This window comes from uncultured Cohaesibacter sp. (assembly GCF_963556055.3).
In the GTDB taxonomy this organism is placed as follows: Bacteria; Pseudomonadota; Alphaproteobacteria; order Rhizobiales; family Cohaesibacteraceae; genus Cohaesibacter.
Map to the genome: position 1 here is coordinate 256,954 of NZ_CAUVYE020000008.1, position 24,912 is coordinate 281,865.

At 52.2% G+C, this 24,912-nt stretch carries 22 protein-coding genes and 2 pseudogenes; 17 read left to right on the plus strand and 7 right to left on the minus strand.

Annotated features, from left to right (window positions below):
• Position 1 precedes the first annotated feature (1 nt).
• From ACHZB8_RS03330 to ACHZB8_RS03340, 3 genes are all read left to right on the plus strand, one after another.
• Positions 2-1,279 carry a TRAP transporter large permease subunit gene (locus tag ACHZB8_RS03330; protein ID WP_316858691.1) on the plus strand — a complete coding sequence of 426 codons (1,278 nt, stop codon included), beginning with the start codon at positions 2-4 and terminating at the stop codon, positions 1,277-1,279.
• Positions 1,280-1,312: 33 nt separating this feature from the next.
• Positions 1,313-2,308 carry a DctP family TRAP transporter solute-binding subunit gene (locus ACHZB8_RS03335; protein WP_316858692.1) on the plus strand — a complete coding sequence of 332 codons (996 nt, stop codon included), beginning with the start codon at positions 1,313-1,315 and terminating at the stop codon, positions 2,306-2,308.
• Positions 2,309-2,496: 188 nt separating this feature from the next.
• A complete protein-coding gene (locus ACHZB8_RS03340) occupies positions 2,497-3,651 on the plus strand; it encodes a mannonate dehydratase (protein WP_316858694.1) in 1,155 nt (384 codons plus the stop codon).
• 261 nt (positions 3,652-3,912) lie between these two features.
• Here the strand turns inward: ACHZB8_RS03340 and ACHZB8_RS03345 are convergent, their stop codons facing one another.
• The 5 genes from ACHZB8_RS03345 to ACHZB8_RS03365 all read right to left on the minus strand — a co-directional run bounded on the left by ACHZB8_RS03345 (position 3,913) and on the right by ACHZB8_RS03365 (position 10,532).
• A complete protein-coding gene (locus tag ACHZB8_RS03345) occupies positions 3,913-6,192 on the minus strand; it encodes a glycoside hydrolase family 3 C-terminal domain-containing protein (RefSeq protein WP_316858695.1) in 2,280 nt (759 codons plus the stop codon).
• 142 nt (positions 6,193-6,334) lie between these two features.
• Complete coding sequence (locus ACHZB8_RS03350; RefSeq protein ID WP_316858697.1) at positions 6,335-7,405, minus strand: sn-glycerol-3-phosphate ABC transporter ATP-binding protein UgpC; 1,071 nt, start codon at positions 7,403-7,405, stop codon at positions 6,335-6,337.
• 4 nt (positions 7,406-7,409) lie between these two features.
• Entirely contained in the window at positions 7,410-8,327 is a 918-nt protein-coding gene (locus tag ACHZB8_RS03355) for a carbohydrate ABC transporter permease (protein WP_316858699.1), read from the minus strand.
• Positions 8,320-9,210 carry a sugar ABC transporter permease gene (locus tag ACHZB8_RS03360; RefSeq protein ID WP_316858700.1) on the minus strand — a complete coding sequence of 297 codons (891 nt, stop codon included), beginning with the start codon at positions 9,208-9,210 and terminating at the stop codon, positions 8,320-8,322. The genes ACHZB8_RS03355 and ACHZB8_RS03360 overlap by 8 nt, the downstream gene beginning before the upstream one ends.
• A gap of 92 nt (positions 9,211-9,302) precedes the next feature.
• Complete coding sequence (locus ACHZB8_RS03365) at positions 9,303-10,532, minus strand: ABC transporter substrate-binding protein (protein WP_316858702.1); 1,230 nt, start codon at positions 10,530-10,532, stop codon at positions 9,303-9,305.
• A 204-nt stretch (positions 10,533-10,736) separates the two neighbouring features.
• Between ACHZB8_RS03365 and ACHZB8_RS03370 the strand changes: the two are divergent.
• Positions 10,737-10,880, plus strand: a pseudogene (locus tag ACHZB8_RS03370) (LacI family DNA-binding transcriptional regulator); the annotation flags it as partial.
• Positions 10,881-10,940: 60 nt separating this feature from the next.
• Complete coding sequence (locus ACHZB8_RS03375) at positions 10,941-11,738, plus strand: substrate-binding domain-containing protein (protein ID WP_316858704.1); 798 nt, start codon at positions 10,941-10,943, stop codon at positions 11,736-11,738.
• A 521-nt stretch (positions 11,739-12,259) separates the two neighbouring features.
• On the opposite strand, the gene ACHZB8_RS03380 is transcribed toward ACHZB8_RS03375, so the two are convergent.
• A complete protein-coding gene (locus tag ACHZB8_RS03380) occupies positions 12,260-13,315 on the minus strand; it encodes a D-TA family PLP-dependent enzyme (RefSeq protein ID WP_316858705.1) in 1,056 nt (351 codons plus the stop codon).
• 172 nt (positions 13,316-13,487) lie between these two features.
• On the opposite strand from ACHZB8_RS03380, the gene ACHZB8_RS03385 reads away from it, so the two are divergent.
• The 6 genes from ACHZB8_RS03385 to ACHZB8_RS03410 are packed head-to-tail and all read left to right on the plus strand — an operon-like array spanning position 13,488 to position 17,642.
• Positions 13,488-14,312 carry a transporter substrate-binding domain-containing protein gene (locus ACHZB8_RS03385; RefSeq protein ID WP_394706114.1) on the plus strand — a complete coding sequence of 275 codons (825 nt, stop codon included), beginning with the start codon at positions 13,488-13,490 and terminating at the stop codon, positions 14,310-14,312.
• Between the two features lie 25 nt (positions 14,313-14,337).
• Positions 14,338-15,000 carry an amino acid ABC transporter permease gene (locus tag ACHZB8_RS03390; protein WP_316858706.1) on the plus strand — a complete coding sequence of 221 codons (663 nt, stop codon included), beginning with the start codon at positions 14,338-14,340 and terminating at the stop codon, positions 14,998-15,000.
• A 5-nt stretch (positions 15,001-15,005) separates the two neighbouring features.
• On the plus strand, positions 15,006-15,668 hold the full coding sequence (locus ACHZB8_RS03395; protein ID WP_316858707.1) for an amino acid ABC transporter permease: 663 nt from the start codon (positions 15,006-15,008) through the stop codon (positions 15,666-15,668).
• An 8-nt stretch (positions 15,669-15,676) separates the two neighbouring features.
• On the plus strand, positions 15,677-16,444 hold the full coding sequence (locus tag ACHZB8_RS03400; RefSeq protein WP_316858708.1) for an amino acid ABC transporter ATP-binding protein: 768 nt from the start codon (positions 15,677-15,679) through the stop codon (positions 16,442-16,444).
• Between the two features lie 14 nt (positions 16,445-16,458).
• Positions 16,459-16,848, plus strand: coding sequence for a RidA family protein (locus tag ACHZB8_RS03405; RefSeq protein ID WP_316858709.1), 390 nt, complete (start codon positions 16,459-16,461; stop codon positions 16,846-16,848).
• 26 nt (positions 16,849-16,874) lie between these two features.
• Entirely contained in the window at positions 16,875-17,642 is a 768-nt protein-coding gene (locus tag ACHZB8_RS03410; protein WP_316858710.1) for an IclR family transcriptional regulator, read from the plus strand.
• Positions 17,643-18,123: 481 nt separating this feature from the next.
• Here ACHZB8_RS03410 and ACHZB8_RS03415 read toward each other — a convergent pair whose 3' ends face one another.
• Positions 18,124-19,032: a LysR family transcriptional regulator gene (locus tag ACHZB8_RS03415; protein ID WP_316858711.1), complete on the minus strand. Its 909-nt coding sequence runs from the start codon at positions 19,030-19,032 to the stop codon at positions 18,124-18,126.
• 308 nt (positions 19,033-19,340) lie between these two features.
• On the opposite strand from ACHZB8_RS03415, the gene ACHZB8_RS03420 reads away from it, so the two are divergent.
• The 6 genes and pseudogenes from ACHZB8_RS03420 to ACHZB8_RS03445 form a co-directional block, all read left to right on the plus strand.
• Positions 19,341-20,570: a pyridoxal phosphate-dependent aminotransferase gene (locus ACHZB8_RS03420; RefSeq protein WP_316858713.1), complete on the plus strand. Its 1,230-nt coding sequence runs from the start codon at positions 19,341-19,343 to the stop codon at positions 20,568-20,570.
• Positions 20,567-21,241, plus strand: a complete 675-nt coding sequence (locus ACHZB8_RS03425) for an RraA family protein (RefSeq protein WP_316858714.1) — start codon at positions 20,567-20,569, stop codon at positions 21,239-21,241. The genes ACHZB8_RS03420 and ACHZB8_RS03425 overlap by 4 nt, the downstream gene beginning before the upstream one ends.
• 41 nt (positions 21,242-21,282) lie before the next feature.
• Positions 21,283-22,230, plus strand: a complete 948-nt coding sequence (locus ACHZB8_RS03430) for a tripartite tricarboxylate transporter substrate binding protein (RefSeq protein ID WP_316858715.1) — start codon at positions 21,283-21,285, stop codon at positions 22,228-22,230.
• 17 nt (positions 22,231-22,247) lie between these two features.
• Entirely contained in the window at positions 22,248-22,697 is a 450-nt protein-coding gene (locus ACHZB8_RS03435; protein WP_316858717.1) for a tripartite tricarboxylate transporter TctB family protein, read from the plus strand.
• Between the two features lies 1 nt (position 22,698).
• Entirely contained in the window at positions 22,699-24,216 is a 1,518-nt protein-coding gene (locus ACHZB8_RS03440; RefSeq protein ID WP_316858718.1) for a tripartite tricarboxylate transporter permease, read from the plus strand.
• 271 nt (positions 24,217-24,487) lie between these two features.
• Positions 24,488-24,745: pseudogene (locus tag ACHZB8_RS03445) on the plus strand (IS3 family transposase); the annotation flags it as partial.
• Positions 24,746-24,912 lie beyond the last annotated feature (167 nt).

Genomic DNA, 24,912 nt, shown 5'->3' on the forward strand with positions numbered 1-24,912 from the left:
CATGACAATTTTCATTTTTCTTTCAGTACTGGTGGGCACGATGGCTATCGGTGTTCCCGTTGCCTTTGCCCTCATCTTTTGCGGACTGGCCCTCATGGTCTTCATGGGTATGACGGATCCGCAAATCGTGGCAGCCAAGATGGTGGCCGGAGCCGACAGCTTCACCTTGCTCGCCGTTCCCTTTTTCCTCTTGGCTGGAGAGGTTATGAACGCGGGGGGACTGTCGCGCCGCATCGTTCATTTCGCCGTGACCGGTGTTGGTCATGTGCGTGGCGGCCTCGGGGTGGTTACCATATTTGCAGCAATCATCATGGCGTCGCTGTCCGGGTCGCCCTCGGCAGACACCGCAGCCCTTGCCGCGATCCTCATCCCGATGATGAGAGATGCAGGATACAATGTTCCCAGAGCCGCAGGTCTCATGGCTGCGGGTGGCATCATTGCTCCGGTCATTCCACCCTCTATCGCCTTCATCATTTTCGGCGTTGCCGCCAACGTGTCGATCACAGGTCTGTTCATGGCCGGGATCGTGCCTGGTCTCATCATGGCCGTTGCTTTGACGATCTCCTGGTTGCTGGTATCCCGCAAAGAAGAGGTCGAGTTGCTGCCACGTCAGCCATGGTCAAAGAAACTGGTTGCCGCGCGTGAGGCTGGATGGGCTCTGTTCATGCCCGTGATTGTCATCGGTGGCATTCGGTTTGGTGTCTTTACGCCGACGGAAGCTGCGATTGCTGCCGCAGTCTATGCCCTGTTCGTTGGCACCGTCATCTATAAGGAATTGCCGATACGCGCACTTTACGGCGTCTTCTTGCAGGCCGCAAAAACAACATCCGTTGTCCTGTTTCTGATCGCGTCGGCCATGGTATCGGCCTATCTCATCACACTTGCCAATATCCCCGCAGAACTCAATTCCGTCATTCAACCGCTCATCGACAAACCCAAGCTTCTGATGCTGCTGCTCATGCTGCTCGTGTTGTTGATGGGAACCGCTCTGGATCTGTCTGCCAGCGTACTGATCCTGACCCCGGTTGTCATGCCAATCATCAAACAGGCCGGCATTGATCCTATCTATTTTGGTGTGATGTTCATCATGAATGCATGCATCGGCATGATCACGCCGCCGGTCGGCATCGTCCTCAATGTGGTTTCCGGCGTTGCCCGGGTGCCTATGGGGCAGGTTATCAAGGGGATCTTCCCCTTCCTTGTTGCAGAAACCATTCTGCTTTTTGTCTTCGTGGCATTTCCCGAGCTGGTCCTTGTACCACTCTCGGTACTGCGTTGAAGACAGTCATCATTACATCTATGGGAGGATAAGATGACACTTAGAATAAAATCACTGATTTGCGCCACGGCCCTTATGGTAACCGCAGGAACAGCATGCGCTGACATGGGCAAATTGAATATCCGCATGTCCAATGGCCTGACAGCCGATCATCCGATTGGAACCGGTGTCGAGGTGATGAATGCCTGCCTGAAAAACGGATCAGACGGCAAAATCAAAGTGACACCATATTGGTCCCACGCTCTGGGCAGCGAAACAGAAGCCGGACAGGCCCTGCGCGCAGGCCTTCAGGAAATGATGATCGAACCCCCGTCTGCCCTATTCGGCATTGAGCCTTCTTTAGGCGTTTTCGACTTGCCGTTTCTGTTTTCAGATGAAACGGCAGTCGATGCTGCACTTGATGGTGATTTTGGCAAATTCATAGCTAAAAAAATGGATCCTCAGGGCTTCGTCGTCTTGGGCTTCTGGGAGCATGGGTTCCGTCACATTACCAACTCGCGCAAACCGATCCAGTCGCTTGATGATTTGAAAGGTCTGCGGATCCGCGTCATGCAGAACAAGATCTTCCTGGATACCTTTGATGCCTTGGGAGCCAATGCCATTCCCATGGCCTGGGGCGAATTGTTTGCTGCACTTGAGACCAAAGCAGTCGACGCCGAAGAAAATCCGATCGCTGTTATCGACAGCGCCAAATTCTATGAAGTCCAGGACTATCTGTCTCTGACCGGCCATGTCTATGCACCGTTGATGGTCGCCTATTCCAAGGCTCTTTGGGAAAAACTCTCTGGTGAAGAGCAGGCCCTGATTCAGTCCTGTGTCGATGAAGGCAAACAGGCCGAGCGCAAGGAACTGCGTGGCCGCACAGCAGACACGATCGAAAAACTGTCAAAATCGGGAATGAAGGTCAACAAGCTTTCTCCCGAAGCACTGGCCGAGATGCGCAAGGCAACTGCCGGTGTCTATAAAGCCAATGCAGAAGTCATCGGACAGGATACCCTTGATGCGCTGGATGCCGCATTGAAAAAATAGGCCTGACCTTGGCGAAACAACAAGAGGGATCTGCGCGGCATGACCTGCGCAGTCCTTTGTTTGTGTCTGAGACACCAAACCAGTCAGAAGAAAGCGAGTCCTCGCTCTCTCCCTGAGGCTGACACGCCCTCCTACCTCCAAGGTGTGTCAGCCTTTTCTCTTCCATCGAGGCGTCTGACGCAAGGCCGGTGGAAGGGAAGGCCGGGCCTGTTGCTTCAGTCACCTATGGTCTTGATCAGACCGCTCAGAAAATCAGAAGGAAAGCCATGTATATCGGCGAACAACTCATTAATCCAAGCGATGACCGCCTTCGTCTTTCAGCGCAGCTCGGCAGTGAGGCTGTCATCATAGACACAAGGCCCAACTATGCCGTGCTGGATGAGGCGGGGCTTTGGAGTGGTGCCAAGATCGCCTGTGAACGCAAGAGAATTGAGAATTATGGCATGAAGCTGGACGGGATGGCGCTTGATCTTGGGGCTCTGCTTCTGGACAGCTTGCGTGCCCCTGAAAAGGCAAAGGCCCGGGCCGTCCAATTGCGCCAGCATATCAAGGCCGCGGCCGAAGGCGGCTGTGATCTGGTCAAATTCACCGTGGCCATGGTGGGGATCACCCGCACCGGTGTCGTTGAGGGGCGCGGCGGCATGCAATGTTCCACCTTCAGGGCCAGAGACTATCATCCCGAGACGGACGCCCGCTTTTCCTATTGGGGCACGGTCTTGCCAGAAGATGGCAAAACCAAGCCGAGCGAAGCGGTCTATGATCCGAAAAAGCAAGAGACAGGCGGTCAGCGTCTGGCCGGCGAGGTTGGAGGCATCAGTGCGCAAGAGGGTTGGAAAGCGATACAGTTCCTTGTCGAGCAACTTCTGCCAACGGCTGAGAAAGAAGGCGTTCGCCTTGCCTGCCATCCCCATGATCCTGCCTATCCTGCCGAGGGGCTGAACGGGGTGCATCATGTGCTTGGCTCGATCGAGGGGATGAAGCAGTTCCTTTCGCTTGCGCCGGAAAGTCCATATCTGGGCTTCAATTTCTGTCAGGGGACGATTGCGGAAATGTCCAGCGATCCCAACGCAGCGGTTCTGGAGGCCATTCGCACCTTTGGGCCGATGGGCAAGATATTCATGGTGCATTTCCGCAATATCAAGGGCGGGTTTCTGGATTTCCGGGAAGCCATGCCCGACGAGGGCAGTGTGGACATGGCTCAGGCAATCCGGGCCTATCGTGAGGTTGGTTATGAAGGCGTTCTCTGCCCTGACCATGTTCCGCTCTCGGAGCAGGATCCCGAACGCGAGCGCTTCTTTGCCTATTGTCTGGGCTACACCAAGGCGCTTTTGCAGACGGCTTGACCGGGGCAGGGCGTCTGATGACACACATGTGAAGCCTGCCGACGGTTTCTGTCGCCTGGCTTCATATCCGAACAGCATCGCAAACCCCGATTGAGGCTCCCTTGTCCTGTCTCTGACGGTGGCCTGTTTACCCGCATCCAGGCTAGAGTAGAAGGCCTTGCATAGAGCGACATCAATGGCCTCATGCCACCTCTGAGGCGATATGTGGATCACTTCCGATACGCAATGAACGGTTCGGCTCTGGTTGGTTTCCCGCACGGCCTAACATGCGCTGGTCGCTTCATCACAAAGCCAGCCCAAATCCGATGGGTAAATTGGGATTCCGGGAAATTCGGCGATTGAGGCAAAGGGAATTGCACCTATTGACTTCCGGCCAACAGGATCGTTTAGCAAGTCAGCTGCTCGTCCCTTGGTCCCGCCGCGTTCCTCAAGAAGGGCCTGAATGCGTTTTCCCATAATGGGGTGGTCCAGCCATTCCCCAAAGCAGGACCAGGGATTCAAGTGCACAGGGACGGGGTCTCCTGGAATCTTTATGCATTCTGTCAGCCGAATATCGCGAGACGACGCGCCTATATGGACGTATAAATTGCCGCCGGGAAATGACCAGCAATGAGAACCGCTGTTCCAATGCTCAAGGAATTTCCTTTTCACTTCCAGACGAACAACTCTCGCCTCACCGGCTGTCAGCTTGACTTTTTTCCAAGCGCGCAATTCTCTTGGCGGGTTCAGGGTATCTCCATCGGAATGTTCGACATAGAGCTGTACGACATCGCTGCCGGAGCGAAGTCCGATATTCGCGATTGTAATCCGTGCAGTGAACGCAATCGGACTGTCTGAGGGATGCACCTCCATTTGCAGGTCCTGATACGCGAATTTTGTATAAGACAAGCCATGCCCAAAAGGATATTCGACCTCGATCTGTCTTGCGTCATAAAAACGATAGCCAAGATAAATGCCTTCAGCATGGGTGACATTGCCGTATTCACCGGGGAAATTCAGATAAGCCGGTGTATCTTCCAGCTTCAAGGGGATGGTCTCTGCGAGCCTACCGCCGGGATCTGCGTCACCAAGCAGCAGATCTACAGCCGTTTCGCCCTGCGCCTGACCGGTCAGCCATAATTCCAGAACAGCGTCGACGTGATCGCTCCATGGTCTTGTCCGCACAACCGAACCATTCATCAGGCTCACAATCTTGGGACTGTTTGTTTCTTTGAGAGCGTTGATCAGGGCGATTTGACATTGAGGCAGATCGATATGGGTTCGATCAGTCCCTTCCGCTTCGAATGCATCCGGCAAACCCAGAAAAATCAGCGCGATGTCTGCATCGTGAACGCAACTCACGGCTGTCTGGATCAGCTCTGTCTGAGGCCCTTCTTCTGTCAGACTATAGGCAGGCGCAAACTTGATCGAGGCACCAGCCAACTCCGCACGACGTGTCAAGGCATCAAGACATGTCTCCAGCCTGATCGAATTGACACGAGAGCTGCCTGCTCCCTGGTATCGTGGTTTGGCCGCGAGCGCACCCAGAACGGCGATTTTTTTGCCCTTTGAAAACTCCACAGGCAGACAGCCATTATTTTTCAAAAGCACTGCCGACTCAGCTGCCGCACGGCGAACAAGCGCGTGATGGGCCTCGTAATCGACAGCCTTGTCAGGAGCGGGGCCCTTGGTCCTGTCAGCCAGTTTTCGAACGCGGCCCAACAGCTGGTCGACCTTGGCTTCGTCGATTTCCTCGGCCCTGAATGCTTCTTTCAGGCGCATGTCATCGGGACGACCAGGCATGCGGATATCCATACCGGCCTTGAAAGCGGCAACCGGCTCGTAAACGCCACCCCAATCCGAAATGACAACTCCGTCAAACTTCCATTCGTCTCGGAGAATGTCTGTCAGCAATACCGGATCCTGAGATACATGAGTACCGTTGATCCGGTTGTAGGACGTCATGATCGACCACGCACCAGAGACATCCAACGCAATTTCGAAATTGCGCAAATAGATTTCCCGGAGCGTTCTCTCGTCCATATTGGCGCTGATCCGGTGCCGATCAGTTTCCTGAGTATTTGCAGTAAAGTGCTTCAGACATGCCGCCACTCCCTGCGACTGGATTCCCCTTGCAGCTGCTCCTGCAAGAGAACCGGACAGAAGTGGGTCTTCCGAGTAATATTCAAAATTCCGACCACATAGCGGGCTACGCTTTATATTTAGGCCCGGGCCGAGCAAAACATCAACGCCAGCTACCTTTGCTTCCAACCCGAGAGCTGCACCAACGCTTTCTACCAGGGTCTCGTCCCAAGACGAAGCAAGCGTTACAGCAGGAGGAAAGCAGGTGGCGGGAAGACTGCGCTCTAGTCCCAGATGGTCCGGATTCTCGTCATTTTGCACTCTCAAACCATGGGGACCATCCGCAAATCGCAAGCTGCGCATTCCAAAAGCGCTATCCTTTTGCGTTGTCCAGAAGTCTTTGCCCGTAGCGAAGGTGAGGCCGTCTTCGGCTCTTCTGATATTGGCAGCCTGATCTGTTGGATTGGGATTGTCGGTCATGTCTATTATTCCAAAGGAAATCGTCAGAAGGTCAAACAACTTCAATTAGGTTAAGTGGAGAAGGGAACAGGCTGGCATACGAAACAGCTGGCACACCGTCTCGTTTGCCTGTTCGTTTTTCAAATGCATGCGGGATCTTCACTCAGATGCGGAGTTCAGATTCCTTGTCAAAGAAAGATGAGTTCGCTGGATCAATGCCGATCTTGAGGCTATCTCCGATGCGCACACTGGTTTGACCGTCAAGGCGAAAACGGAAGGCTTGGCCAGCCAGTGTTGTCCAGACAAGCGTGTCTGATCCCATCGGCTCCACCAACTCCACATTGATCTCCCTGACAATTGGAAGCCCTTCCAGATCATGCCCGGTTACCACATGCTCCGGTCGGACACCCATTGTTGCCAAACCATTCCTGGTTTCAGTGAATGGATAGGAGGAAACGTCAAATCGCTGATCCGCGACAATGAAGTCTCCATTGTCGAGGCTGCCTTCGATGAAATTCATCGAGGGAGATCCGATAAAATCGGCGACATAGCGGTTTTTCGGGCGATTATAGATTTCGGAGGGCGAATCCAGCTGCATGATTTGACCCCCTTTCATGATGGCGATGCGGTCTGCCAGTGTCATGGCTTCCACCTGATCGTGCGTCACATAGATCATGGTGTTGTTGAGCTGTTGATGCAGACGTTTGATTTCAACCCTCAGATCGGCACGCAATTTGGCATCCAGATTGGACAGTGGCTCGTCAAACAGGAAGACGTCGACATCGCGAACCAATGCACGACCGATCGCGACACGCTGGCGTTGCCCACCTGAAAGAGCCCCTGGCTTGCGCTTCAGCAAGGATTCAATTTGCAATATCTTTGCAGCTCGGGCGACGCGTTCGGCTATTTCTTTTCGAGGCATTCTCGAATTTTTCAGCCCGAAAGAGAGATTTCCCTCAACGGTCATTTGCGGATAAAGAGCGTAGGATTGAAAAACCATCCCAATGCCCCGCTCGGAGGGTTCGAGCCAGGTCACATTCCGCTCTTTGATAAAAATCTGCCCCGCAGTTATGTCAAGGAGTCCGGCAATGCAGTTGAGAAGGGTCGACTTGCCACATCCTGATGAACCCAGCAGAACCAAGAATTCGCCATCCCGGATATCAAGATCCAGATTTTGTAAAACCTTTACCGCCCCAAACTGAAGGTCAAGAGATCGTATTGAAACAGAATTCATGAGTTTACCCCTTCACGGCGCCCGCCGCGATACCGCGCACAAACAGCTTGCCTGAGATGAAATAGATGACCAGAGGAACCAAACCTGTAAGCACAGTTGCGGCCATATTGACGTTATATTCCTTCACCCCCTGTAGAGAGTTGACGATATTGTTCAACTGAACCGTCATGGGCCAGATATTGGGCTTTGTGTAGACAACGCCAAACAGGAAATCATTCCAGATGCCGGTGACTTGCAGGATCATTGCCACCACGAAAATGGGCAGGCTCATTGGCAACATGATCTGAAAATAGATTCCCCAGAAGCCTGCCCCGTCGACTCTTGCCGCCTTGAAGAGTTCCTCTGGCAAGGAACTGAAATAATTGCGGAAAAGAAGAGTCAATATGGGCATGCCGAAAATCGTATGGACAAGGATCAAGCCCGGGAGGGATCCGTATAGCCCGATTTCGCGCAGCAGGATCACAAGTGGGTAGAGCATGACCTGATGAGGAATGAAGGCACCGAAGATCAGAATTGTAAAAAGAAAGTTGGCACCGCGAAAGCGCCAGTTAGCCAGAGCATAGCCGTTGACTGAAGCAATCACGATTGAAGCACAGACCGATGGAATGACGATTTTCACCGAGTTCCAGAATCCATGTGACAGGCCATTGCATGTCAGGCCCGTGCAGGCCTGCGACCAGGCCTTGATCCATGGCTGAAATGTGATTTCAATCGGTGGCGAGAATATATTGCCAAGACGGATTTCTGCCATTCCCTTGAGCGATGTCACGATCATCACATAAAGAGGAATCGTATAGTAGATCGCTATGATGATGAGGGTTCCATAAAGAAAGATGTTTCGTCTGGAAAAGGCTTTCCTGGGTTTGGGACCGGCTGGCCCTGTTTGAGCGACCGGAGTGGATTGAGAAAGGGAATTAGCCACGTCTGTTACTCCTGAATTCCATCATCGCCCACGGAACAACAATTATCAGCACGGCCAGCAGCATCATGGTTGATCCAGCGAAGGCCTGGCCCAGATTCTGGGCGCGGAACATGTAGTCATAAACATATTTGGCTGGCATTTCCGTCGACAGCCCCGGCCCGCCTCCCGTTTGAGCGACGATGAGGTCATAGACTTTGATGATGCCGCTGGTAATCAGCACGAGAGCCGTCACGAAAACGGCTCGCATCATCGGGATGACAACAAACAGATAGGTTTTCCATATGGGAATGCCGTCTACTCTGGCAGCTTTCCAGATTTCCTGATCAATGCCTCGCAGACCGGCCAGCATCAAAACCATGACCAGTCCGGATCCCTGCCAGAGCGCCGCCAGCATGACACCAAAAATGGCTATCTCGGGGCTATAGAGCGGATTGAAATCAAAGCTCTCCCAACCCAGACTGCGAACGATATTCTGAACACCGAATTCAGGGTTCAGAATCCATTGCCAGACAAGGCCGGTGACAATGAATGACAGTGCATAAGGATAGAGGATGATCGTGCGGAACGTATTTTCAAACCGGATTTTCTGATCCATAAGGGCGGCCAGCAGAAAGCCGATCAAAAAGCTGAAAAACAGCATGAACAGGCCATAGATCAACAAGTTGTCAATCGAAACAATCCAGCGCTTGGTCTGCCATAGTCGTTCATATTGGTCCATTCCAACCCATTTTGCTTTCGGTAGCATTTTGGAATTGGTGAAAGAGTATGTAATGGTCCAAGCTGTCCCTCCAACAAATACGACCAAGGCAGTCAACGCCATCGGAATGGCTGCTATCTTGGATGACAGGTTGCGGAAAAGCCGGTTAGGGCGTTTTGAAGCCACTGGTCCCCCCTTTTGCAATCAGATCTGTAAAATGGATTGGTGGGTCGGACTGCCATCTGATGGCAGCCCGACACGAGCCAAGCGGGAGGAGATTATTCCGCTTCGGCGATGATATCGGCGAACTGTTCTTGAGCCGATTCAGGGGACATTGTCGTATCTGCAAAAAACTGCGCGAAGAGATCATCGATCTGAGTGATTGTGTCTTGCGTCAGCAACAGATTCGGATCCTGAAGGACCCTTCCTTGAGCCAGTAACTTCAGCCCTTTTTGCATGCAGGCATTGGCGGTTTTCATGTCGACATCAGAGCGTACAGGCAAAGATCCCTTGTTCATGTTGAAGGCAACCTGAACGTCCGGTTTCAAGAGGGTTCTCGCCAGGTCAGCCTGGGCTTTCTGAAGCTCGGGATCTTCCAGTTTGGGGAAGTAGAATGCATTGCCACCAACGCTCAAGACCTCACGCATTCCAAGACCTGGCAAGCAGCCATAATCCTTATCGGCTTCCATTCCAGCCAGACGGAATTCGGCCTGGATCCAGTCGCCCATGATCTGGCCACCGGCCTGGCCCTTGATGAGCATTTCGGTCGCTTCATTCCAGGCTTGAACATTGGAGTCCCTTGTCAGCTCACGGGTATCAGCCGCAGCTTTGAAAACCCGGAACACCTCCGGCCCGGCGGCCACTTCGGCATCCTTGTCTGCAAAGACCTTGTTATAGATGTCATCGGAAACAAGCGTTGCCAAAAGAACATTGAAGGCTCCGGTCTGTTGCCAGCTCTGTTTTCCCATGGCCATCGGAATCTTGCCCGCAGCTTCCAGCTTGGGAGCTGCCGCGACAAACTCATCCCAATTGGTTGGAACGGCGATGCCGGCGTCATTGAATGTCTTGTTTGAAAGCCAGAGCCATTGCCACGAATGAATGTTCACCGGAACGCAATAGATTTTTCCGTCTACAGTGCAGGCGTCAAGCAATGAAGACGGTGTAATGATATCTTTCCAACCTTCTTCTTCGGCGATATCGGTCAAGTCGCGCAAATAGCCAGCTTCGATCAGGTCTTCTGCCTGTCGTCCATGGTTGAACTGAAAAGCGCCCATCGGATCGCCACCTGTGATCCGGCTCACCATGATTGCGCGTGCTTGTTCGCCAGGTCCCGCAAATGCGGCATCGACCCAGTGATTCCCGGTCGCGTTGAACGCCTTTGCAAATTCTGCAACAGCTTTGGCTTCTCCGCCAGAAGTCCACCAATGCATGACTTCCAAATCAGCGGCCGACGCCATTGATGTACCCGCAAGCAGGGCTGCGGCGATAAAACTAACTGTTAATTTCATACTTTCCTCCCAGTAACTTTAACGTTACAGTAAAAAACTATAACGTTAAAGTTTGAATGTCAAGGAAATTGCTTTATGATCGAAAGAGACCAATCGTCGGTTCGAAAATGACTGCCGTCTAACTCTCTGGCCATATTTGCGAATTGGTCCCCGGTATCGTTACGATCAATATTGTGAAATCAATTGAGCAAGGTTACCCCCTTGGTGAAATCCAAACCTGCGACACTCAAGACAATTGCTGACATGACTGGTTACTCGGTAACCGCCGTCTCCCGAGCACTCAAGGATGCTCCGGACATAGGAGAAGCAGCAAAGGAAAAGGTGCGGAAAATCGCGCAGGAGGTGGGTTACACTCCCAACAGGGCTGGTGTCAGGCTCAGAACTGGCGAGACGAATGTCATCTCCATTGTGCTTGGCAATGAACTGGCAGGCCAAGACGATCACTCAGGCCGTTTGATTGGTGCCATAGCGCAGACGCTTCACAACTCCCACTACAATCTCATTGTAACGCCCGATCTGGATTACGAAGATCGGTTGATTCCGATCCGGCAGATGGTTGAAAATCGATCTGTGGATGCCGTTATCCTCTCACAAGTGGAAACTGAAGATGCGCGCGTTGAGTATTTGCTCGCGCAGAATTTTCCCTTTGTGACGTTTGGCCGTTCAAAAAGGGCTCAAGAACATCCCTACTTCGATTTCGATAATGAGAGTTTTGGAATCGTTGCCGCTCAAAGCCTTCTGAGGCGAGGCAGAAAGTCCTTTCTACTGGTTCCCCCACCAGAAAAACTTAGCTATCGGTACCATTTGATAGCGGGTCTTCAGCAAATACTTGGAAAAACCGGGCAGGAACTGGAATTGCTGAAAGGCGTGGACAGCCATCAATCAAATGAAGATATTTGCGATGCTCTCGTGCATCGATTCAAGCGGACAGATCGAGACCTTGTTGATGCCGTAATCGTGCCTTCAACATCGGCCGCGATTGCCACTGTCATGGCAATAGAAAAAGTTGGCAGGCACGTGGGTGAAGACATTGATCTGTACGCAAAGGAACCTTCGCCTTTCCTTCAAATATTCCGCGCCGGGATCTTTACGGTTCAAGACGATCCTGCCACAGCAGGGCGATTTCTTGCGGAAGCGGTTGTTCAGGCAATCAAAAACCCTGAATCGTCACCAATGCAAGCAATTAGGAAAATGCAAAATCCCTAGGGATTTTCAAATCGAAATTGCACTTGAGAGACAGCTTTCAAGCATTGCACGGCAAACCAAAATCGCCCCAACCAAGACTCTGATCATGTCCTGATCAGGGTCACTTTCCCCGGCCAGTGCCGACGCTATTCGGAAGCTGGAAGGTGGGACAGCTGGGGCCAGTTTCACGTTGATTGGGAAAATCGCAGGAGCCCTTCGGATCGACCCCGCAAAGCTTTTCTCCACTGAAGTCCCCTCAGGCACGCTCTCTCGCACCAAGTTCAAAGAAATCGTCCTCAAGTTCACGGGGCCCATCTCCTAACGAGTTTCAGTGGGTCTCAGACCTTCTTGATGTCGCGTTGAGGAGGGAGTGGATGGGCAGAAGTCGGCGGGACATTGCGGAGGCTGAAGGTAGGCCTTCCTGATGAAGGAGGCAACTGAGCGGGCCTTCGGGATATTGATCCCGATGCCGTGATTTCATTGGGCCCGTGACGTCAGTCATCCAACCACCGGAAAGAGGATATTGACAGCAACGCACTTGATTACCAAACGCATCCTCGTGCTGCGACTGGTTTGGGACCTAAATACCTGGTTCCTCGCACCATCTCTACATGATCGAGCATATTGGAAACAACACAAGCATGATTGGGAATGATCCGTACCCGCTCACCCACAGTGAGATTTATGGGACCGGACGCCACGATGCGCCCATGCTCTTCGCTCAATTGATCAATGGTGAGATCGTCTCGCCCAAGCACATGGCCATGACCGTTCAGGCCCAGCAAATCCGATGTCAGCACTTTGGAGCCTGCGTCGATGACCGCACGATTTTCGGCTGGTACAGAAACGACCGTTGCGAGCACACTGAGCGCACAATCGTCCCATGTGCAGGTGCCTCTCATGACGAGCGAGCGGTCGTTATAAACGTATGTGCCAATTCGATATTCTGTTGCCAATGGTGTTTCATGAGCTACCCACATATCGGGCGATCCACCGGAGGATATGACCTCGACATCAATACCGCGAGACTTGATCAGCGAATTCGCCTGTTCAAGCCACGCATTTACAGACTTGGCCCTGCCAATGGGCGGGTAGGTCATCAGTCCCTTGAAGGTCAAATTCGGCAACGCATTGATGATGGCTGCAAGTTTGGAGGCTTCCTCGGGTGTTGCAACTCCACATCTGTCTGCTCCTGTATTGCATTCAACAAGAACCGAAAGACGCGAAGGAGCGTCTTTGAATGCTTCGTTTAGGCCGAGCGCGACGGTTTCATTATCCGCAACGACGCTCAGTTTGACCGTCTCGGCGAGGGCGCGAAGTCTGGCTGTCTTTTTCGAGCCAAGAATATTGTAGGTGATGAGCACATCTTCGATTCCACCCTCTGAGATCATGGCTTCAGCTTCACTTACTTTTTGACATGTAATGCCAATCGCCCCCTTTGAGATCTGAAGCTTTGCGAGGTCCGGTAATTTGTGTGTCTTGATATGAGGGCGAACCTTGAGACCGTGCGAGTCACAGTAATCCTGAAACTTCGCAATATTTGCCTCTGCGATATCGAGATCCACAATGACCGATGGCGTGTCAATTTGCGCAAACATGATACGAACCCTCCAACCTTTCACCTTGTCTGGCCAACAGGCGCTGACCGATTTCCAACATTCTCGTTGACAACATGGTTTTAGCGTGTAATGAATAATTCCGCAACACCAAAATGGATTCCGGTATACCGGAATATTGACAACTTCAAATAGAGAGGGTTTACCATTGAAAATTTTCAAAACTTCATTTCTGGCCGCGACTCTTTTGAGTGCAGCTACCGGAAGCTCATTTGCTGACAAACTCCAGGACGTTCTTGACCGCGGGTATCTGATCGCAGGATCTGGCAGCACCAATGCTCCCTGGCATTTCATAGACGAAAAGAATGAACTGGTCGGCTTTGATATCGATATGTTGCGGCTCGTTGCGAAGGGGCTTTTCGATGATCCGACCAAGATCAAATTCGTCAATCAGTCAGGAGACGCGCGCATTCCGAACCTCGCGACTGACAAGGTCGATGTAACCTGCCAGTTTATGACCGTAACTGCTGGCCGTGCTCAGCAGGTCGAATTTACCGTTCCCTACTATCGGGAAGGTGTTGGCCTTATGCTGCTCAAAGGCGGAGACTACGCCGATTATGCCGCTTTGAAAGCTGCTGGTGGCGATGTCACGATCTCCGTTCTTCAGAATGTGTATGCTGAAGAAATGGTGCATGCAGCATTGCCCGAGGCAAAGGTCGACCAATATGAAAGCGTCGATCTGATGTATCAGGCGCTGAACTCGGGACGCTCCGATGCTGCCGCAACTGACCAATCTTCCCTGAGCTGGTTCATGGCGCAAAATCCCGGCCGCTATGCTGATGCCGGTTTTGGCTGGAACCCGCAGAGCTACAGCTGTGCTGTTAAACCAGGTGACCAACGCTGGCTCAACTTCGTCAATTCCGTATTCCACGAAGCCATGACCGGTGTCGAGTTCAATAGCTATGCAGCATCTTACAAAAAATGGTTTGGAGTGGAACTGACCCCGCCACAGATCGGTTTCCCGGTCGAATTCAAATAAACGAGCATGTTATCAAGAGTAGCCAATGGATTATAACTTTAACTTTGCAGCAGTGTGGCGCGACTTTGACCTGTTGCTGTCGGGCTTGGGGCTTGGTCTCTTTCTGGCAGTGGTTTCGATTGCTATCGGATGTGTGATTGGTCTGTTGGCTGCTTTTGGGATGTTGTCCAAGCATAGAGCAATCAGGTGGTTATCGGTTTCTTACGTTTCGGCAATAAGAAACACGCCAATTCTGATTTTGATCCTTTTCACATTCTTTGCTCTTCCACAACTCGGGATTAGATTTGGCAAAATTGAATCCTTCATCGTGACATTGTCCATCTATTCTGGCGCATATCTGACGGAAGTGTTCCGTGCTGGTCTTATCGCTCTTCCCAGCGGTCTGCGGGAGGCCGGATTAACGATTGGGTTAACCGAATTCAGGACCAAGCTGTTCATTACGATACCGGTGATGCTCCGAAATGTTTTGCCTTCACTCAGCAACAACTTCATTTCGCTGTTCAAGGACACATCTCTGGCGGCGGCGATCGCTGTCCCGGAGCTGACTTTCTACGCTCGAAAAATCAATGTCGAGTCTTTTCGGGTCATTGAAACCTGGATGATTGCCAGCCTGTTGTATGTTGTTGCCTGCTATGTCATCGCGGCAATCTTGCGAAAAGTGGAAGCTCGTCTGGCCATTCCGAGGTAGGTGTAATGGAAATAACTCAAGCTCTAAATGCCATTTGGGCAACCCGATTTGCAATCCTGGACGGAATTTGGAACACGATTCAGATATCCCTGTTGTCGATTTTCCTGGGCACCCTTCTTGGCGTCGTCGTTGGACTCATTCTGACTTACGGGCACATTGCTGTTCGGGTTGTTATCAGGATCTACACCGACTTCCTCCGTGGTACCCCGGTGTTTGTTCTCATCCTGGCCTGTTTCTACATCCTATCGGTTATTGGCGTTGACCTGTCTGCATTTCAGGCCGGAGTATTCGCCTTGACACTGTTCTGTAGTTCCCACGTGGGAGAAATCGTGCGGGGAGGCCTTCAAGCAATTCCGAAAGGCCAGACGGAAGCGGCCATGTCAATCGGGCTGACCTTCTCGGAGACCTTCTTCTCGGTGCTTCTCCCGCAGGCCCTACGCCAGATTCTGCCAACATGGGTGAACACGGCGACCGAGATCGTCAAAGCCTCCACACTCCTGTCCATCATTGGTGTGGTCGAACTGCTGCTCTCTGTCCAACAGATCATTTCACGCACATTCCTCAGCCTCGAACTCTATTTCTTCGCAGGCTTTGTATTCTTCTTAATCAACTTCGCGATCGAAAAAGGTGGGCGCTACATCGAACGCAAGGTTGCAATACCAAATTGAGGTCTCGAATGTCATCAGAACTCCTGCAAATTAAGAACCTGCACAAACGGTTCGGCGACCTTGAGGTGCTCAAGGGAATTGATTTGACCATGAAGCACGGTGATGTCGTCAGCCTGATCGGCTCCAGTGGCTCGGGCAAGACCACACTCCTGCGGTGCGTCAACTTGCTTGAAGACTATGAGGAAGGCGTTGTCGCGGTTGAAGGCGAGCAGATTGGTTACAAGAATAAGGCTGGAAGGCGTATTCGATTGCCCGAAAAAGAAATCGCACGGCAACGGGCAATGACCGGCATGGCCTTTCAGCATTTCAATCTGTTCCCCCATATGTCGGCGATCCGAAATGTGATGTTGGGATTGGTCAAGACAAAGAAAATGGCCAAGGACGAGGCCTACGCCATAGCCGAGAAATGGCTCGGGCGTGTGGGGATGCTGGAGCGCAAGGACCACTTTCCCGGTCAGTTGTCCGGTGGGCAACAGCAGCGCGTGGCAATTGCCCGTGCAATCGCCATGAACCCCAAGCTGATGCTCTTTGATGAAGTGACGTCAGCTCTCGATCCCGAACTGGTCAACGAAGTGCTGGCGGTCATTCTCGATCTCGCAAAAGAGGGTATGACCATGTTGCTGGTGACCCATGAAATGCAATTTGCGCATGACGTTTCCAACCGCGTGATCTTCATGCAGGACGGTCGGATCGGAGAAGAAGGCCCCCCTCAGGAAATGTTCAAAAACCCGAAAACGGAACGACTGTCGGAGTTCCTAAAAAGCTCGAAGTTCTAAGAAAGGTAAGATATATGACAATCAAGAGACATGGACTGAATGAGTCAAAAGGGTCTGGGCAGCAAGCGCTGCCGTTTGCAAAGGCGACCGAGGCAGACGGCTGGCTCTATGTCTCTGGGCAAACACCAATGGTGAACGGAGAAGTTGTTGATGGGGGTATTGTTCCACAAGCCCATCAGGCCATTCGTAATATGATCGCAATCGTCGAAGAGGCAGGATACTCTACGGCCGACATAATGCGGATAGGGGTCTGGCTGGATGATCCACGCGACTTCTGGAGCTTCAACAAGGTCTTCGCTCAGTATTTTGGTGACAACCCACCCGCTCGCGCATGTGTTCAGTCTGCAATGGTTGTAGATTGTAAAGTGGAAGTGGACTGCATCGCATATCGCAAAGCAGCCTGACAAAAAGATGGAACGAGCACTAAGCAATGACCAATAGTGGCAAAACGAAAGCTAGAGGATTGGATCGCGCCTTCGACATTTTGGATCATCTATGTCAGGCTGGTGCACCTCAGAGGCCTATCGAAATCGCAGAAGCCATTCGCGCGCCGAAATCTTCTATCTATGATCTGGTCGCTTTGCTCGTTGCATCTAGCGTTCTTGAAAAAATCGACGGCGATGGCAGAGTGTTTCTTGGACCGAAACTCAATTTCTGGAGCATCAATTACCAGAAACACTTTGACCTCGGCTCGACCGTTCGGCCAATCTTGCAACGCATTACTGAACGGACAAAAGAAACATCCCAGCTTTGCACCTTGGACGGCAACAAATACTATGTGGCAATGATGAATGAAGGAAGCAGGCCATTTCGCATCAGTGCCGAGATTGGTGAGAGGGTCCCCATACCCTGGACGGCGTCGGGCCGGTTACTGTTGTCGCACATGTCTGACCAGGAGATTCTGGACTTCATTCCGCAGGAAGATTTTGAATTGCCGGACGGGTCGCGACTGGATCCCGCCGATTTCTTGATGAGCGTTCGTCAAGCGCAGGACGAGAAATTCTTTGATTTTGATAGTATCGCAGATACATTCACGCATTGCTTTGCTGCGCCGGTATTTGGGCACGATACGGTTTGCAGACATACGTTATGCATCATCGCCCCAAAAGAGGACGCAGCGACTCACTATGACGATTACAAAAACGCGTTGAAAGACGGGGCAGATCTCCTGGCGGCAAAACTTCTAAGCGGTAAGTAGGGATCTGTTGAGACAGAAATTGAAATTCTACTTGCAGGATTGCATTTCCCACTTGGGTTGGACTTGTGCGCAACTCAGTTGACGTTTTGGTTTTGCAGATTTTCCTCCAAACGTGGCTTCGGGCCTCAATTTCCATTCCGTATGTTACGACAAATGGGAGTAACAATCTTGGTCTCCAAGCGTCGCTCTTGATAAACGGAACCACTTCTCATGAGAGGGCTTTTTAGAGACCTGTTCTGCCCTTTCTTGCCGTTCTCCAGCCAGCATGTTCCACAAATGGATTTCCGCATTCCTTCACACTGAGCAAGCTGCAACATTTGAGCTCAGCCCAACTTCAGTTCTACGTCAAAGCTGACGCTTGCGAGGGCGTCTGGACCTTGCTGTTTCAGGAAATCTGCGGTCAACGGAACACTCTGCCTTCATAACTTCGGAGGAGTTTTGAGGGAGCTGGTCAAGACGGAGGAATCCATTGTCGAGTTCACTAAACAGGATCCCCAGTCTGTTTAAACTGGGGGGAGGCGACACCCTCGACCACTTTTCTCAACTGAGTGCAAAGTGCATCTATCAAGTTGCTTTTGGGATTGTCGAACCGAACAAGAAGCCCGACCTGTCGAGAGGCAATTGAATCAATTGCCACTTCGGAAACGGGTACGGGGTTGGGTGCTGGAACACAGCGTTTGGGGACGACGGACACTCCCAATCCATGATAAACCATCGTTGAAATCATCTGAATTCCGTCCAGTTCCATGACTTCATCAACATTGATATTCTCTCTTACAAGCCAATCATCAATCAACTGGCCAGACCAAAGCGATCGACTAATTCGGATAAAAGGATAGGTTTCGAGAATTTCCCGCACATCCGAGAGCGGAGAGTCCAGAGGTTGCAAGAGGTGGAAAGGCTCTTCCGCAATCGGGTGGAAGATGAGCTGTGACCCCAAAACAGGAGGTCGACCAATAAAAGCCGCGTCAATTAATCCACGGTCGACCGGAGCGACCAGGTTTGCCGAATGTCCGGGAGCAGCCTGAATGTGCAAGTCAGGGTAAATGGCTCTCATTTGCTTGATGGCATAGGGAACCACTCCGGTCATGGCGGTGAACATGGCGCCAATATTGAGCTCACCCGTAATCTTGCTTTCGCCGCGGGCTGTTCGGCGCAATTCATCATAGGATTCAATAAGTTCTATCGCCTTGGGGACGATGGCCTTGCCGCGCGCATTGAGTTCGGGAATCCGGCCGCGCCGGTCGAAAAGCTCGACGCCCAGATCGGCTTCAAACTGCTTCATTTGCAGCGACACGGCGGCTCGGGTGAGATTCTCGTTTGCTGCAGCAGCCGACAGGCTGCCATGCTGGAAAACTGCCACCAAGGTCTTTAATCGGCGAAAGGACACTCTGATCTCCTGCTGCAAGTTTGGAGCGTAAAATATAGCCATTTGAAGCATTTGCTGAATTTATAAGCAGCATTGAGAGCGTTGCGTCGCAAATTGTCAATAATAAATTGACGTAACGTTAAAAATTTCTAGATTGCGTAAAGTTTGTTTGACCAATTAGCATTCCAAAAAAAGCAATCCCGCAGAGAGTCTATTCAAGATCCTCTAGAAACAATTCAAACGGCCCAATCCATGAAGAGCTCTGTTCAAGGACAAAGCATGCTTCCTGGAAACGGACACCTATGAGCAATAATCAGTTGAAAGATAAAATGTCCGCAATAGTAAATATGAAGCTCCAGTCGACGCAGCCATCAGCGTCACTTGAAGCTGCACAATTAGCTCGCGACATGCGCGCCAAGGGGCACAAGGTGATTTCATTGGCGACCGGGGAGCCGGATTTTCCAACTCCTCAGCCAATCAAACAGGCCTTGATCGACGCCCTTCAGGCCAATCACACGGGCTATCCTCCCGTTCAGGGAATTCCTGCTCTCAGAAAGGCAATCTGCGAGAAATTCAAATCAGACAATGATCTCGACTACGATCCCGCTCAGGTCATCGTTGCCAACGGTGTCAAGCAGATTATCTTCAATGCGCTGGCTGTCAGTCTGGAGCCGGGTGAGGAAGTCATCATCCCAACACCAGGCTGGGTGAGCTACTCGGAAATGGTGCGGCTCAATGACGGGGTGCCCGTCGAACTGCCGACCTCTTATGAGGAGCATTTTTGCATTTCTCCCGAGGCGCTGGAGGCAAAGATCACCGACAAGACCCGCTGGCTCATTCTCAATAATCCGTCCAATCCCACGGGTGCGGTCATGACCGAGAAAGAGCTGCGGGCCATTGCCGAAGTGCTGGAGCGCCACCCGCATGTTTACGTTCTGAGTGACGATATCTACGAGCATATCCGCTACTCCGACGAAGACTATTTCACGATAGCGCAGGTGTCTGATGCCCTTTACGCCCGCACACTGACGGCAAATGGCGTGTCGAAATCCTGGTGCATGACCGGTTGGCGTATCGGCTTTGCCGCCGGGCCCAAGGCCTTGATCGATGCCATGCGTACCTATCAGGGCCAGTCTACGGGTGGTGTCATGCATCCCGCCCAATATGGCGCGGTTGAAGCGCTCAATGGGCCGCGCGATTTCATGGCCGACAATCTGGCCCAGTTCCGCCGCCGCAGAGATCTCGGTGCCGCATTGATCAATGACACGGACGGGTTGTCCTGCCATACTCCGGACGGCGCCTTCTATCTCTTTGTTTCCTGCAAGGACCTGATGGGTGCGAAAACGCCGAGCGGCGCAGTCATCAGAAGCGATGGAGACCTGACCCGCTATTTTGTCGAAGAGGCGGAAGTGGTTTGCGTTCCCGGCGCTGCCTTCGGCATGTCCCCATTCTTTCGAATTTCTTTTGCCTGTCCCATCGAAGACCTCGAACAAGCAATTCTCAAATTGCGGGCAGCAATTGCCAAACTGGAAATCTCTGCATCAGGAGAGCCACAATGAGTTTTGACTTCTCGTATACCGACATCAACCATCCCCTGACAATTGAGTTCGTGGAGAAATTTCGGGACATTACATCCCCTTTGGCCAATGACTGCTACGGTCGGCGCAACATCATGGATGCAGGCATCAAGCCCCTTCGTCATGGCATGCGCATTCTTGGTCGTGCGGTCACGGTGCAGCTGCCACCTGATGACAATTTGCTTTTGCATGTTGCTCTGCATTCCGCCGAGCCCGGCGATATCATCGTCGCCAATACCAGCAATGATCGCCATTCAGGCGTATGGGGCGAACTCATGACGAGAGCTGCCATCAGCCGAAAAATCGGCGGGCTGGTGCTCGATGGCATGTGCAGGGACAGCGACTGGATCAGCAACAGCGGTTTTCCAGTGTTTGCGCGGGGCACATGCGCTCGCGGATCCCGGAAAGTTGGACCGGGGCACATGAATATTCCCGTGGCCTGCGGAAATGTGGTCGTTAACCACGGCGACATAATTATCGGCGACGACGACGGTATCATGGTAGTTCCTGCCTGCGATGCCGAAGATCTGTTGCCAATCTGTCTCAACAAAATCACCTCAGAGAAAACCAGGATTGAAAATATCAACGCTGGCTCGCCAAAACCCAAATGGCTGCCGGGTGCGATTGAAAAGTGGCAAGCCTCATCGGCTTGAACGCTTCAGTTCTGGACATTGGCTATAAACAGGAGATGTAAATGAAAAAAGCTCTATTGCCTCTTATCTTCGCTGGCTTGTGCCTCAGCACAGCTGCTCAGGCTGCATATCCAGAGAAGAAAATCACCGTTATCGTTCCTTATGGCGCGGGTGGCGGCAGCGACATCATGGTGCGCACGGTTGCCCCATTCATCGAAAAATATCTCGGCAACGATGCCAGCGTCGTCGTTGAGAACCGTACCGGTGCCTCTGGTGTGGTCGGATGGACTGCGCTGCATGATGCCGAGCCGGATGGGTACACGATCGGTATCATCACCACCCCTTCGATTGTGACCAAGCCGATCGAAGGCAAAGCCAAATTCACCTGGCAGGACTTCACGATCATCGCCAACATGGTGACCGACCCTGCGGCTCTGAACGTGAAAAAGAACAGTGAGTTCACCAATGTCAAGGACATGGTCGAATATGCCAAGGCAAACCCGAAAATCGTGACGATGGCGACGGGCAACTTCGGTGGCGACGACCATCTGGCCGGGTTGCAGCTGGAAAAAATGACCGGTGCCGAATTTACCTTTGTGCCTTTCCCGGGTGCCGCTGCGCGTAACGCCACGATGGGCGGCCATGTTGCCGTGGGCAGCTTCAACCTTGGTGAAGCCGTCAATTATCAGGACAGCGTCGACATTCTGGGCATCATGGCTGAAGAGCGCTCGGAACTCGCCCCCGACGTTCCGACCTTGAAAGAGCAGGGATATGATATTATCGCTTCTTCGCAGCGCGGTTTCGCCGGGCCCAAAGGCATGCCGGAAGAAGCCGTGAAAGCCCTTCAGGGTGCACTGCTCAAGGCTCTGGAAGATCCTGAGTTCCAGGAAAATGCGAAAAAACAGGGTGTTGTCTTGAACTTCCAGAATGGCGATGAATTTGCCAAGGGCCTTGATGCGTTCGACAAGAATATGAGAGCTATCTGGGAAAAGTCTCCCTGGTTGAAATAACTGATTAGAGGTGCATCGTGAAATCCATTCACACTGATGTCGTCTTGGGTTCAAGCGTGGCAATTCTTGCCGCGCTTGGATTTTGGCTCGCCACGGGCTTCAGTCCTGAAGCCCGTGTGTTTCCCCTTCTTGTGCTGGGTCCAGCCGTACCGGTTGGCATCATCATCGCCGTTCGCGGGCAGATGCGGCTCATCCAGTCAGGGGAAAATCCGAACTTCTTTACAAGCCCATCACGTTTCTTCCTCGCCGCCGCTGTGATGGTGCTCGCTCTCATCGGGTTGGACTATCTCGGTTTCCTGACCACTTCGGCAATTGTCATTCCCGTCATGAGTTACCTGCTCGGCTACCGCAAGCCTCTGCCCGTGTTGGCGACGACATTCATATTCCTGACAATTGTCTACATCGTTTTTATTCAGATCCTGTCGCGCCCTCTGCCTCACGAAATCTGGACGAGAATTGGAGGTTGATTTGGATCTTTTCGCTCCTCTTTTGTCTGCAATCCCGGCAGTCCTGACTTTTCCGAACCTGCTGGCAATGATCGGGGGTGTTCTGGCTGGCATCATTGTCGGAGCCTTGCCAGGCCTGACCGCCACAATGAGCATCGCCGTGCTGCTGCCGCTCACCTTCACAATGGATCCGCTGGTCGCGCTCGGAATGATGGCTGGCATCTATAACGGTGCCATGTATGGTGGGGCCATTCCTGCCATCCTGCTGCGCATTCCCGGCACCCCTGCTGCCATCGTGACCACCTTTGACGGCTATCCACTGGCGCAACAGGGCAAGGCGGGATACGCGCTACAGATCGCCTTGCTTTCCTCGGCATTCGGCGGCATGGCAAGTGCCGTTGCCATGATGCTCGTCGCGCCACCCCTGTCTCTCGTGACCCTTTCCTTCGGACCGCCCGAGGTTTTCTGGGTCGGTGTCTTTGGCATGGCCGCTGTATCGGTTTTCCTTGGCGAAGATTTGCCAAAAGGCTTTCTGGCAGCCCTCATGGGGCTGTTCATCGGCATGATCGGGCTCGATCCCGTCATGTCCACCGACCGTTTCACCTTTGGTCAACTGGAGCTGGAATCGGGGATCGACATTGTCGTCCTGATGGTCGGGCTTTATGCCATTCCGCCATGTCTGGAGATGGCGGAAGAGACACTCCTGAAAGCCAAGCATGGCCAGAAGCTCAAATTTTCTCCCTTCCTTGAAACCATTCGGGAAACTCCCAAGTTTTTCAAAGTTTGGAGTTGGGCATATCTCTACGGCATCATCATTGGACTGCTTCCGGGTGCCAGCGGCAGTTTCGTCTCCTTTCTCGCTTATGAGCGTGCCAAGAAGATTTCGAAATCACCTGAGACCTTTGGCAAGGGCAATCCGGAAGGCATCGCCGCCTCGGAATTCGGCAACAACGCTGACAATGCTGCGGCCCTCATCCCTACGGTCACCCTCGGCATTCCGGGAAGCTCTGTCGCTGCCGTCATCATGGGTGGGCTTCTGGTTCACGGACTTCAGCCTGGCCCTGATCTGTTCCGCAACAGCGCAGATATTATCTACGGTTTCATGATCCAGATGTTCCTGACATCGCTGATCCTGATTCCTCTGGGCGGATCGTTTGCGACGAACTTGTTTGCGCAGGTTCTCCGCATTCCAAGGGCAATGCTGGTTGGGCTTATTCTTTGTCTGAGCATCGTGGGTGCCTATTGCGTCCAGAATTCGATATTTGATGTCTGGTTGATGTTCGGCTTTGGCTTGCTCGGCTATGTCATGAGCAAGACCGGTCTGCCTTTGGCGCCCGTTGCGTTGGGCGTTATCCTTGGTCCCCTGATCGAAAGCAATCTGAGGCTATCTCTGCTGCTTGATGTGAGAGGTGAATATATTCTATTCACGCGTCCGATTTGCATGGTTCTGATAGCTCTCTTGATCATCACAACGGTGCTCCCGCCGATCTGGAAGCAAATTGTCCTTCGCAGGGAAAAGCAAATGATGAACAAGCAGTAAGACGAGAACAGATGTGTGGGAGCCGCCCCTGTCGGAGCACCAAAAAGCCGACACAGGGCGGCGCCTGCATAAGGGAGATTCCCAACGAAGAAACCGTTTGCTGCCATTCACATCAAGCGCGGTGGCCCCACCAAAGAAGCCCAATTTGATAATTGCTCCAGGCGGAACTGCGGATATGGCGGTTTAGGGTGGTTGGCATTATGAGATTTTAGATATTTTCCAATCCCGTTTCCTGCCTCTGGCGCATTGCAATGCGCGTGTAGGGCTGGCTGGCAAGCGGAGACCTTGGCATCAGACGCTCAAGAACCGGGCTCTGCTGGAAAATGACTTCTTTCCCACCAATCTGAAAAATGAGATCGCGGTATTTATCGACCATTATGATCATCACCGCAGCCATGAGAGCCTGAGAAACTTCGCACCGGTTGATGTCTCCTTCGGAAGAGGACAGGCAATTCTGGAACAAAGTGAGAGGGTCAAGCAGAAGGCCATCCAACTGCGCCGCTTGCAAAGCCAGTCTCAAGCCGCCTAAATCGCAAACACCGATGCGCTGAAGCTTCCAGTCATAACCGCCGACATCAGCCCCAAATCCTTCGGCGACGGACAGGGAGTATTGGCAATATTCCGTATTTACTTAATTGGATGGCGAAATAGTTCAAATACTGTAGAATATCTGTTATTCATTTTCGACATAACAAA